This is a genomic window from Thiothrix subterranea, assembly GCF_016772315.1.
GTDB classification, from domain to species: Bacteria; Pseudomonadota; Gammaproteobacteria; order Thiotrichales; family Thiotrichaceae; genus Thiothrix; species Thiothrix subterranea.
On sequence record NZ_CP053482.1, the window covers coordinates 295,227 to 307,276 of the forward strand.

Below are 12,050 nucleotides of genomic sequence, written 5' to 3' on the forward strand. Positions count from 1 at the left end.
TCTATTATTTTATAAACCATATGCTTTGATACTCTACCACGGGCATCTCTAAAGATCTGCAAGATCTTTAATTTTTAATCAGGCATGACCCTCAAGCAAACAACTGATCCAAAGTTGCTGTATGCTATTAACTATAGCTGCCTCATTAAAGTAATCTAAGGAGTATATTTTATGGAATACAAATGTTACAAGTGCAAAACATGCGGTCACATTTATAATGAGTTCATTGGTGACCCTATATTTAATATTCCTCCAAGAACAAAATTTTCTGATTTACCCAATAATTGGTTTTGTTCAACATGTGGTGATTCTCGTGACTTATTTGATGAATACGAATGCAGCCAAGTTGAAGATATAGTAGACGATTCAATACATCACAGTACAACGCATACTGTTATTGTCGGGGCAGGTATAGCAGGCTGGTCTCTTGCAGAAAGATTAAGGTCTCATGATCTAAATATGACAATCACTATTATAACGTTAGATGATGGTGATTATTATTACAAGCCATCTATATCTGAGTCCATATCCCAAAGAAAAACTAAAACCGATTTAGTTCTCGCTCATGGACATGATAGAGCTAGTCTTCTTAATGTTAACTTATACTCAAAAACAGAAGTTTTAGGGATAAATAGAACTTCAAAACAACTAATAACATCATCAGGAAAATACAGTTATGAAAAACTTGTTCTTTCTGTAGGAGCATCCCCTATCAAAATATTTCCAAAAAATATTCAGCCATATATTTTCTTTTTGAATAATCTTGATCAATATGAAGCACTTGCTAGTAATTTATTAAATAACTACAAAAGTATCTTGGTGGTAGGCGCAGGATTAGTCGGCTGTGAAATATCAGATGATTTATCACGTGCTGGACATAAAATATGGCTGCATGATATATCACCTAGAATCTTATCTAAAATTGCTTCAGAAGAAGTATCCAGTTTCATTCAAAATAAGTTTAGTAAAGCTGGAGTTAAGTTTATTCTTAATTGCAGCATTTTATCTATAGAAAAAAATAAAAATAATTTTCTTGTTAACTTTAGTTCAGGAAAGAAAATAACCTACGACATAATAATTTCTGTCGTAGGTTTAAAACCTAACATACATTTAGCTCTTAACACCGAAATTGCTACTGGTTCTGGTATAAAAGTAGATGACTACATGATGACATCTGACCCAAACATATGGGCGATTGGCGATTGCATTGAACATTCTGGAGAAACAGCCTTCTTTATTGATAATATTATGCATCAAGTAGAGATTGCAGCTAATACAATTTGTGGAAGATTTGATAAAAAATACAAAAACCCAGACTCCGTGATAACAATGAAAGCTAAAACATGTTCCTTAGAAATGAAAACAAAAGGAATAAACAACCATGATTATAAGAAAGAGATTCTATCTCATAACAATGATTATTATCACATAAACTATTTCATCAAAAACAAACCAATTGGCTTTTACAAGTGTACCGCAAAAACAATAACACCTAATGCTCAAAGTTCAAATATTCACCAAGAGGATTTCCAATGTTAATTAGTCAGCAAGATTTCCCAAGTATAAAGTTACCTAAAACTCTTCAATGGACATATCCATTAATTGATCAAATATCAAAAAAATTTAATCCGTCATTAAATCATGAAAATAATTTCCCTTGCATTTTCGCAAGAAGAGTATTTTCCCTACTAAACTTTAGATTTCTCACTGTAAATTGGTGTAAAGATCAGCACACTTATGACTTCAAAAGTTTTGCAAATGAGCTATCTTCCTTTCTGGAAGAGACTCAACAATCAGATGAAAATATAAATAATATCGAACCATTAATTGTCTTATTTGAGCCTGTTAAGTTTATATTTAGCACACATCATTACGAAAAAATATTTTTTGATTCGCTTCAATATCTTATAGACCATGACAAAATAGCATGGAATGGTTGTTTACCTAAAAATCCAAATCAAGAATTCTGGACGATGTGCTTTTCAGGAGTTCAAATATTCATCAATGTAAGTCACCCAAATCATAAAAATAGAAATAGTAGGAACTTATGCGACACACTAGTATTTGTAATTAACCCACGAGAACGATTTGATAAGTTTGCGGGAAATAATAAAAAAGGCCATAAAATAAGGGAAAGAATTAGAAATAATATTGACAAATATGATCTGATTTCTCGGAGTCCTTATCTGGGACATTATCAAGATGGCGATCTTGAATGGCCTCAGTATATGATACCAGATGATAATGACTCTCCATCCACCAAGTGTCCACTAAACTTTAATTTAGTAAAACATCAATAACAAGGATATTATTATGTATGAACTGAAAAAGACATTAGGTTTTTTTAGTGGAACTGCTTTATTTCTCAACATTGTAATCGGCGCTGGATTATTGATATTACCAGGAATTGTTTATCAGCAAGTTGGTCAAAATGCGATTATTTCATGGGCATTGGTTTCACTCATATCAGTTCCAATTCTAATTATTTTTACCATCCTAGGAGTATACTTTCCCAATTCTGGGGGAGTTGCTTATTATGCAGAAAAGGCATTTGGAAATATCGGGAGAAACTTTGCAACATTGTTACTTCTAGGAGCTGTGGCATTCGGTTTACCGTCAATTGCACTAACAGGTGCTTATTACTTGTCAGCAATACTCCCTTTTCAATATCATTTTTACGCTGCACTATTAATATTGTTACCAACGCTATTACATCTGTTTTCTGGAAAGCATATTTCCACCATCACCACGACTATTGGCTCTACGGTTATAGTTTTTATTATAATTCTACTTTTTTTTGCAATAAGAGATACTCAAGGAATAGAAACCATAAAGCTACCACATATCAATAATAATATATTTGATTTATTCTCTCCTTTTATGATTATATTTTTTGCATTCACCGGATGGGAAATTGGTGCTCATTCTGCTGAAGAGTTCAAAAACCCAAAACGTGATTTTCCAATAGCTATGTTATTTTCTTTTTTGATTACAACTATACTTTATCTTACTGTAGCTTTTCTTGTTCAACAAGAAGAAAACATAACAGATCCTCTTACTCCATTCATTGGAATATTGAAGAAGGCACTGGGTGATAAGGCTGTATTGCTTGTATCACTGTTGGCAACACTTATTGTGTTTGCCAATTTATTTGGTGCTATATGGGGAGTTTCAAGATTAGTATACTCTCTCAGTCGGGACAAGATTATACCAAAGTATTTTAGTCTTACGAATAAACAAGGCACACCTATTTATGCCATTATTCTCACGAACACAGCATTATTATTTGTTTTGGCATTAGACTATTATAATCTCCTTAGCATTGAAAGTATGCTATCCATAGCAGGACAAAACTTTCTTATTTTATATGGAGTAGCAAGTTGTGCTCTTTTTTTCTTATCCAAAAAACTATTATTTAAAATAATATCAATCACCGTTGTCTTAATCATATCAATAATCATTATTTTTGGAGGTGTTTTTCTGCTATATCCCCTAGCAATACTAATCATTTCATATGCAATAAATTTTACGGGAAACAAGAATTAATATGCAAACTATTTTTCGCAATATTATGCAAACCGCTTCACGACCTGAGCTTATTTTTGAACAAGGTAGTGGCAGTTGGCTGACCGATCATAATGGCAAAAAATACCTTGATTTTGTTCAGGGTTGGGCTGTGAACACACTAGGGCACTGCCCCGCTGTAATTACTAATACACTTAACCAACAAAGCAGCCGTCTAATTAATGCCAGCCCCGCATTTTATAATCGCCCAATGCTAGAATGTGCTGAAGCGTTGACACACCACTCTGTTTTCGATCAGGTATTTTTTGCTAATAGTGGTGCAGAAGCCAACGAAGGTGCAATCAAACTGGCGCGTAAATGGGGAAAGGTACATAAAAATGGAGCATGGAAAATAATAACTTTCGATAACAGTTTTCACGGCAGAACATTAACCACAATGGCAGCCAGCGGCAAACCAGCATTCGCACCGATGTTTGAACCCAAAACGCCGGGGTTTACCAAAGTCTCGTTTAATGAAGCCGAAGCAGTACGGCAAGCCATTGATACCGAAACCGTCGCCATCATGATTGAACCGATTCAAGGTGAAGCAGGTGTTATCCCCGCTACACCCGAATTCCTGCACACCTTACGTCAGCTTGCAGATGAACATAACCTGCTGCTGATTTGCGATGAAGTCCAAACAGGCATGGGCAGGACAGGCGATTTGTTTGCCTACCAAGGCTACGGCATTGAACCTGACATCATGACACTGGGCAAAGGGTTGGGCGGTGGTGTACCGATTTCCGCGTTACTGGCAAAACACCACGCCTGTGTATTCACAGCAGGCGAACAAGGCGGCACATACAACGGTAATCCGCTCATGACAGCCGTTGCTTATAGTATTATTCAAGCCATCACCCAACCTGATTTTTTATCAACAGTCCGCGAACGTAGCCAGCTATTGCGCGATGCTCTCTCCTCGCTTTCCCTCCAATTTGGCTTAGGCAAAATACGGGGCAGAGGTTTGTTGTTAGCATTGGATACAGGAACATTAGATGCTGTTGCCATTGTGCAAGCCTGTTTTGAACAAGGCTTATTGATCAACACACCACAGCCACATACTTTGCGCTTTATGCCTGCATTGAATGTGACAGAGACAGAAATCAAGCAAATGACGACCATTTTAAGCGCAGTTTTGTCAACTAACTGTTTGTGATTAAATCGCTGTCACGCTTCAAGACTGGCAAGGAAACCAGCAAGGCACTGGAGGCACTCGCCTCCGGCAAGATCGACATTGTGATCGGTACGCACAAACTGTTGCAGGACGATGTGCATTTCAAGCAACTGGGGCTGGTGATTATCGACGAGGAACACCGCTTCGGGGTGCGCGACAAGGAGCAGATGAAAAAGCTGCGTGCCAATGTCGATATGTTGACCATGACCGCCACGCCGATTCCGCGCACGCTGAACATGTCGCTGTCAGGCTTGCGCGATTTGTCGATCATTGCCACCCCGCCGACGCAACGCCACGCGATCAAAACCTTCGTGTGCGAGTGGAACAAGACCATCATTCAAGAGGCGTGTGCGCGGGAATTGTCACGCGGCGGGCAGGTGTACGTGCTGCACAATGAGGTCAAAACCATCGACAAGGTGGAGCAGGAACTCAGCGCGATGTTGCCCGGTGTAACGGTGCGCCATGCCCACGGGCAGATGCGGGCGCACGATCTGGAAAGCATCATGAGCGATTTTTACCACCAGCGTTTCCAGATTCTGATTGCGACCACCATCATTGAAAGCGGCATCGACGTGCCGACCGCCAACACGATTTTGATCAACCGTGCCGACAAGCTGGGGCTGGCGCAGTTGCACCAGTTGCGCGGGCGGGTCGGGCGTTCGCACCACCGCGCTTATGCCTATTTGATTGCGCCGCCGAAATCCGCGCTCACGCCGGATGCGGTCAAACGGCTGGAAGCGATTGAATCGCTGGAAGAACTGGGGGTTGGCTTCACGCTGGCGACGCACGATCTGGAGATTCGCGGCGCGGGCGAATTGCTCGGCGAAGGGCAAAGCGGACAGATTCAGGAAATCGGTTTCAACCTTTACAACGACTTGCTGGAACGGGCGGTGAAGGCGTTGAAATCGGGTGATGTAGGGGCGATTCATGAATCGCCCCTACGGTGGTACAACAACCGCACCACGGTGGAATTGGGTGCGCCTGCGCTGATCCCGGACGATTATTTGCCGGATGTCCATGCGCGGCTGATCCTCTACAAACGCATTGCCAGCGCGGAATCGCAGGCGGCACTGGACGAATTGCGGGTGGAAATGATCGACCGCTTCGGGCTGCTGCCAGAGCCGACCAAGACCCTGTTCAGCGTCACGCGGGTCAAGCTGCTGGCGCAAGAAATGGGCATCCGCAAGCTGGATATGCACGTCAAAGGCGGGCGGATTATCTTTGACGACAAGCCGAATATTGACCCGATGAAGGTGATTACGCTGATCCAGAAACGCCCGTGGGTGTTTAAGCTGGATGGGCAGGATAAGTTGCGGTTTGAGGTGGAACTCCCGACGGTGGAGGAGCGGGAGGAGTGGGTTGTAAAGCTGATGGGAGAGATTATTCACCATTAAATAATGACATTCATTGATCACAAAAAATACATTGACAAACAATTGGTCAGATTATATAAATCATTTCGTGAAATTTACAGACAGGAATTTGAAGTGATAATTGACCTAAGCAAGCAAGCAAGCAAGCAAGCAAGCAAGCAAGCAAGCAAGCAAGCAAGCAGCTAATTCTCTAGCCTCATGGCTGCTGTTGCCAGCCATTTTCCTGTTTTTATCCTTCCCCACCTACGCCGACCTTCCGCTAACCGTTGAAAACCTGCTCAGTGACAAGGGCAAAGCTCGCTTTGAATTTTCTGCCAATTATGCCAATTCTGAGCGGCGTGGTGTCGATGTTTCTGACACGATTGCTGTCCAAACAGGTACAGCCAGTTTTGTTAATGTACCCTCCCAAATCGGGGAACGTCTGAGCAATACCGATGCGTTAGTGACAACGGCGGGCATTCGCTATGGTCTGAGCAAAAATACCGAAATTTACACTTCTGCTACCGCCTTTGGAGTGGATAGTCGTTCAGAAAGTGGGGAGGGTGTTGTCTCTAAGCGCAACGATAGCCATTTCTCTGATGCATGGGTGGGAGTAAACCACCGTATCCGCGATGATACTGATAAACCTGCCATTTTTGGATTCACAGAATTGCAAGTGGCAGAACGTCAAACGGGCGGTAACACTGCCTACGGCAAGTCCCTGCTGGTTGGCATGACCACCTATCAAACCTATGACCCTGTAGTGCTTGCCCTCACGGGGGCTGTCCAACTCAATACCAACCGCAAAGATGGCGATACCGATTACCGCCCCGGTAACAGCTTAAGCATTTCCCCGACCGTAGGGTTTGCAGTCAACGATAAGGTGACTCTTTCCTCTGGTTTGAACTGGAGAATGCAGCAAGCAGATACCCGTGATGGAGAAACTCAAGGTATCCGCCGTACCAGTACCAGCCTTGACCTCGGTTTGGGTTATGCCTTTAGCAAACACGACACGCTTGATGTCAGTGTCCGCCCACAAGTTTCCGGTGATGGTGATGTTCAAGTCGGAGTGGCTTGGCTTCATCGTCTGGAAAAATAGCGAAATCTCGCAAAACTTTATTAACTAAGGAGAAAATCCATGAACCAATTGAAACAAGTATTGATCGCTTCCGTGCTAACTGTTAGTCTCGCCGGTGTTGCTATTGCTAACCCTGCGGTGCAGAATAATGACCTTAATCAGGTTTTTAATGGTCAAACTGCTATTGAATCCGTACAGGCAACAGCATTATCAGATAAAGAAATGCAAGCGACTGAAGGTGAATTCTGGCCTGTTTTTTGGGCTCTTGCAGCAGTTGCTCTTGGGGTTAAAGGATCTACAAGAGGTTGCGGAGGTCGTCGCTGCTAATTAGGCAAGTTAACTACAATTAGCTTATTTAGAAGAGTGTATCATGGCAGAACTAATGCCATGATACACCATGACTCATAGAGAAAATCCAAAGGGTATAGGTACAATTGAATGCTTTATCTTAACTTGGCAAAGCAAGGAGAAAATACTTGGTGGCGTTATCTGCTGGGTATTATAACCATTCTTATTATGTGGCAAGGTATTGGTGCAATCCCACTTGTTGCATTGCTACAAATGATTGAAAGTGATGGAAACGAAGCTACTTTTTTTAATGCTGAAACATTGGAGCTTGAGGGTGTAAATCCTGCCATTGCTTTTGTTGTCTTCATTTTTGCGTTTTTGCCCATGTTACTAGGATTATCCCTTGTTATTAAGTTTTTTCATAAGAGATTGTTTCGTAGTTTGATTACAGGTGCATTACAGATTGATTGGAAAAGAATACTCCAAAGCATGGGGATATATTTGGCAATTTTTCTTGCTATCAACCTCGTGGACATAGTGTTATTTCCCAATAATTATAAATTCACATTTCAAATGGAACGATTCTTGCTTTTTCTGCCGTTGGTTTTGCTGTTAATTCCAATACAAGCAGCAGCAGAGGAGTTATTGTTTCGAGGGTATATCATGCAAGGACTAGGGCTTGTGATGAATAAATGGTTGGCAGTAATGCTATCTTCCTTGCTATTTGCACTGCCTCATTTGTTTAACCCTGAAACGCAAGCATCCCCCTTCATGGCACTATCTGCATTATTTATTATGGGGCTGTTCCTTGCTCTGATTACTGTACGAGAGGGTACGCTGGAGTTGGCAATTGGTGTGCATGTTGCCAACAATATAGCATCATTCTTGCTAATTGCTCCATCTGATACGTTCGCGGGAATACCTGTTCCGGCAGTGTTTTCTAGCACTGTTGATATGTTTGGCTGGAAGCCGATTTTAATGGTTATTCTCGCATTGGTATTGTTTTGGCTGATTGTATTTAAATGGTTTCCTCGTCGTCAGGAAATTTCTAATGTATAAACAGGAGATGTGTAGTGTTGATCAAAGAACGTTCTGAATGGTCAAATGCACCCCTTTGGGTGAAAGTTGGTTTATGGGCAGTGCCAACAAGAAACGCAGCTTTACTTTATGAGAAAGGTTCGGCTATCGTAGGCGTGGCATCTTTTATTGCCAGCTTTGTATTTCATGATTTCATTTTTGGCACGATAATGCTTGGTGCAGCATATATGTATGCAATCACTGTTCGCTGGGTCGATAATAAGGGTTTATGGTGAGGCAAATCATTTTCGTACTTGGCTTATTATTGACAAGTCCGCTGTTACAAGCTGATTCTGCTTCATTGCATACTCAAACCCTAATGGGCAATATTCCCGTGCAAAGCTGGAAAGCTTTGCGTGATGCACGGGTAGTAAAACAGGATAAGGATTATTCCTGCGGTGCAGCATCTATTGCAACCTTATTGACGGAGTATTATCAACGTCCTACCTCTGAGCAAGAGGTGCTGAAGTTATTCATTGATGTGACAGGCAATGATGATGCTGCCTCTTTCGCCGACATGGAAGCGATTCTGCCCAAGCTCGGCTTCAAAGGCATAGGGCTGGCAACGTCATGGGAACAACTCCTTGCCCTCAAGATTCCCGTGATCATCTACGTCCGCCAGCGCAAGGAAGACCATTTCAGCGTCCTCAGCGGCATCAGCGATGACAAGGTAAAGCTCTCCGATCCGTCTTTGGGCAACCGCGTTTTGACCCGTGGGCAGTTCAAAGAAATCTGGCAAACCCGCGAGGAACAAGGGCTAGAAGGCAAAATGTTGGCAGTGCTACCGCTGGATAAATCCTTGGCACAACAACCCGACAGCAGATTTTTTGTTAAACCCACCTTTTCCCGCGTACCGACAGAAGTACTGATGTTACGCCATCATCATTAGTGACCTACATTTCAAGCAACTGGGGCTGGTGATCATCGACGAGGAACACCGCTTCGGGGTGCGCGACAAGGAGCAGATGAAAAAGCTGCGTGCCAATGTCGATAGATTGACCATGACCGCCACGCCGATTCCGCGCACGCTGAATATGTCGCTGTCGGGCTTGCGCGATTTGGTGCGCGGGAATTGTCACGCGGCGGGCAGGTGTACGTGCTGCACAATGAGGTCAAAACCATCGACAAGGTGGAGCAGGAACTCAGCGCGATGTTGCCCGGTGTGACGGTGCGCCATGCCCACGGGCAGATGCGGGCGCATGATCTGGAAAGCATCATGAGCGATTTTTACCACCAGCGTTTCCAGATTCTGATTGCCACCACCATCATTGAAAGTGGCATTGACGTGCCGACCGCCAACACGATTTTGATCAACCGTGCCGACAAGCTGGGGCTGGCGCAGTTGCACCAGTTGCGCGGGCGGGTCGGGCGTTCGCACCACCGCGCTTACGCCTATTTGATTGCGCCGCCGAAATCCGCGCTCACGCCGGATGCGGTCAAACGGCTGGAAGCGATTGAATCGCTGGAAGAACTGGGGGTCGGCTTCACGCTGGCGACGCACGATCTGGAGATTCGCGGCGCGGGCGAATTGCTCGGCGAAGGGCAAAGCGGGCAGATTCAGGAAATCGGTTTCAACCTCTACAACGACTTGCTGGAACGCGCGGTGAAGGCGTTGAAATCGGGCAAAGTGCCGGAATTGAGCGCCACCAGCCGCCGCACCACGGTGGAATTGGGTGCGCCTGCACTGATCCCGGACGATTATTTGCCGGATGTCCATGCGCGGCTGATCCTCTACAAACGCATTGCCAGCGCGGAATCGCAGGCAGCACTGGACGAATTGCGGGTGGAAATGATCGACCGCTTCGGGCTGCTGCCAGAACCGACCAAGACGCTGTTCAGCGTCACGCGGGTCAAGCTGCTGGCGCAGGAACTGGGCATCCGCAAGCTGGATATGCACGTCAAGGGCGGGCGGATTATCTTTGACGACAAGCCGAATATTGACCCGATGAAGGTGATTACCCTGATCCAGAAACGCCCATGGGTGTTTAAGCTGGATGGGCAGGATAAGTTGCGGTTTGAGGTGGAATTGCCGACGGTGGAGGAGCGGGAGGCGTGGGTTGTAAAGCTGATGGGAGAGATTATTCATCATTAAATAATGACATTCATTGATCACAAAAAATACATTGACAAATAATTGGTCAGATTATATAAATCATTTCGTGAAATTTACAGACAGGAATTTGAAGTGATAATTGACCTAAGCAAGCAAGCAAGCAAGCAAGCAAGCAAGCAAGCAAGCAAGCAGCTAATTCTCTAGCCTCATGGCTGCTGTTGCCAGCCATTTTCCTGTTTTTATCCTTCCCCACCTACGCCGACCTTCCGCTAACCGTTGAAAACCTGCTCAGTGACAAGGGCAAAGCTCGCTTTGAATTTTCTGCCAATTATGCCAATTCTGAACGTCGTGGTGTCGATGTTTCTGACACGATTGCTGTCCAAACAGGTACAGCCAATTTTGTTAATGTACCATCCCAAGTAGGGGAGCGCCTGAGCAATACCGATGCTTTGGTGACAACGGCGGGCATCCGCTATGGTCTGGGCAAAAACACCGAAATTTACACCTCTGCCAGTGCCTTTGGCGTGGATAGCCGTTCAGAAAATGGGGAGGGTGTTGTCTCCAAGCGCAACAGTAGCCACTTCTCTGACGCATGGGTGGGGGTAAACCACCGTATCCGCGATGATACCGATAAGCCTGCCATTTTTGGGTTCGCAGAACTGCAAGTGGCTGAACGGCAAACTAGCGGTAATACTGCCTACGGCAAGTCCCTGCTGGCGGGCATGACCACCTATCAAACCTATGACCCTGTAGTGCTTGCCCTCACGGGGGCTGTCCAACTCAATACCAACCGCAAAGATGGCGATACCAATTACCACCCCGGCAATAGCCTAAGCCTTTCACCCTCTGTGGGATTTGCAGCCAATGATAAGGTGACGCTCTCCTCCGGCTTGAACTGGAGAATGCAGCAAGCAGATACCCGTGATGGAGAAACCCAAGGTATCCGCCGTACCAGTACCAGCCTTGACCTCGGTTTGGGGTATGCCATTAGCAAACACGACACGCTTGATGTCAGTGTCCGCCCACAAGTTTCCGGTGATGGTGATGTTCAAGTCGGAGTGGCTTGGCTTCATCGTCTGGAAAAATAGCGAAATCTCGCAAAACTTTTCAATTAACCAAGGAGAAATCCATGAAGAAACTATTGATCGCTTCCATTTTGGCTGTTAGTCTTTCCGGCGCTGCTGTTGCAGGTACGGCTTCCCAGAATAATTTTGGTCAGGTTTTTGCATCACAAGGTAATAACCAAACGATGCAAGCTGAATTACTGTCTAATCAGGAAATGCAGGCAACTGAAGGGAAAATTTGGGCTACGGTGATTAAATGGATTGTAAAGAATGGTAAAAAAATCAAGACAACAATTTTAGTTAACATGGCTGACACAGGAGTTAGTCAGCCAATGACTGATAGTCAGAAGCCGAAGAATTAAAGGTAATTGACCTTTAGTTTTAAACTATGAATTTCCTC

At 44.1% G+C, this 12,050-nt stretch carries 12 protein-coding genes and 1 pseudogene; all 13 read left to right on the plus strand.

The window, feature by feature from the left end:
* Positions 1 to 171: 171 nt before the first annotated feature.
* The 13 genes and pseudogenes from HMY34_RS01375 to HMY34_RS01435 all read left to right on the plus strand — a co-directional run bounded on the left by HMY34_RS01375 (position 172) and on the right by HMY34_RS01435 (position 12,012).
* Positions 172 to 1,539, plus strand: coding sequence for an FAD-dependent oxidoreductase (locus tag HMY34_RS01375; RefSeq protein WP_202717383.1), 1,368 nt, complete (start codon positions 172 to 174; stop codon positions 1,537 to 1,539).
* Complete coding sequence (locus HMY34_RS01380) at positions 1,533 to 2,300, plus strand: YqcI/YcgG family protein (protein WP_202717384.1); 768 nt, start codon at positions 1,533 to 1,535, stop codon at positions 2,298 to 2,300. Before HMY34_RS01375 ends, HMY34_RS01380 begins: the two co-directional genes overlap by 7 nt.
* A gap of 13 nt (positions 2,301 to 2,313) precedes the next feature.
* Positions 2,314 to 3,546, plus strand: a complete 1,233-nt coding sequence (locus HMY34_RS01385; protein ID WP_202717385.1) for an APC family permease — start codon at positions 2,314 to 2,316, stop codon at positions 3,544 to 3,546.
* A gap of 1 nt (position 3,547) precedes the next feature.
* The gene (locus tag HMY34_RS01390; protein ID WP_202717386.1) at positions 3,548 to 4,720 is read left to right on the plus strand and encodes an acetylornithine transaminase; all 1,173 of its coding nucleotides are present in this window, start codon (positions 3,548 to 3,550) and stop codon (positions 4,718 to 4,720) included.
* Complete coding sequence (locus HMY34_RS01395) at positions 4,717 to 6,132, plus strand: TRCF domain-containing protein (RefSeq protein ID WP_202717387.1); 1,416 nt, start codon at positions 4,717 to 4,719, stop codon at positions 6,130 to 6,132. Before HMY34_RS01390 ends, HMY34_RS01395 begins: the two co-directional genes overlap by 4 nt.
* 187 nt (positions 6,133 to 6,319) lie before the next feature.
* Positions 6,320 to 7,189 carry a transporter gene (locus tag HMY34_RS01400; RefSeq protein ID WP_202717388.1) on the plus strand — a complete coding sequence of 290 codons (870 nt, stop codon included), beginning with the start codon at positions 6,320 to 6,322 and terminating at the stop codon, positions 7,187 to 7,189.
* Positions 7,190 to 7,228: 39 nt separating this feature from the next.
* A complete protein-coding gene (locus HMY34_RS01405; RefSeq protein WP_202717389.1) occupies positions 7,229 to 7,495 on the plus strand; it encodes a hypothetical protein in 267 nt (88 codons plus the stop codon).
* A 111-nt stretch (positions 7,496 to 7,606) separates the two neighbouring features.
* A complete protein-coding gene (locus HMY34_RS01410) occupies positions 7,607 to 8,515 on the plus strand; it encodes a CPBP family intramembrane glutamic endopeptidase (protein ID WP_202717390.1) in 909 nt (302 codons plus the stop codon).
* A gap of 14 nt (positions 8,516 to 8,529) precedes the next feature.
* Positions 8,530 to 8,769, plus strand: coding sequence for a hypothetical protein (locus tag HMY34_RS01415; RefSeq protein ID WP_202717391.1), 240 nt, complete (start codon positions 8,530 to 8,532; stop codon positions 8,767 to 8,769).
* A 29-nt stretch (positions 8,770 to 8,798) separates the two neighbouring features.
* Entirely contained in the window at positions 8,799 to 9,422 is a 624-nt protein-coding gene (locus HMY34_RS01420; protein ID WP_228287950.1) for a C39 family peptidase, read from the plus strand.
* Positions 9,406 to 10,625 (plus strand): annotated as a pseudogene (locus tag HMY34_RS01425) (TRCF domain-containing protein); the annotation flags it as partial. The gene HMY34_RS01420 and the pseudogene HMY34_RS01425, both read left to right, overlap by 17 nt.
* Positions 10,626 to 10,804: 179 nt before the next feature.
* Positions 10,805 to 11,674: a transporter gene (locus HMY34_RS01430; RefSeq protein ID WP_202717393.1), complete on the plus strand. Its 870-nt coding sequence runs from the start codon at positions 10,805 to 10,807 to the stop codon at positions 11,672 to 11,674.
* Positions 11,675 to 11,715: 41 nt separating this feature from the next.
* Positions 11,716 to 12,012: a hypothetical protein gene (locus tag HMY34_RS01435; protein WP_202717394.1), complete on the plus strand. Its 297-nt coding sequence runs from the start codon at positions 11,716 to 11,718 to the stop codon at positions 12,010 to 12,012.
* Positions 12,013 to 12,050 lie beyond the last annotated feature (38 nt).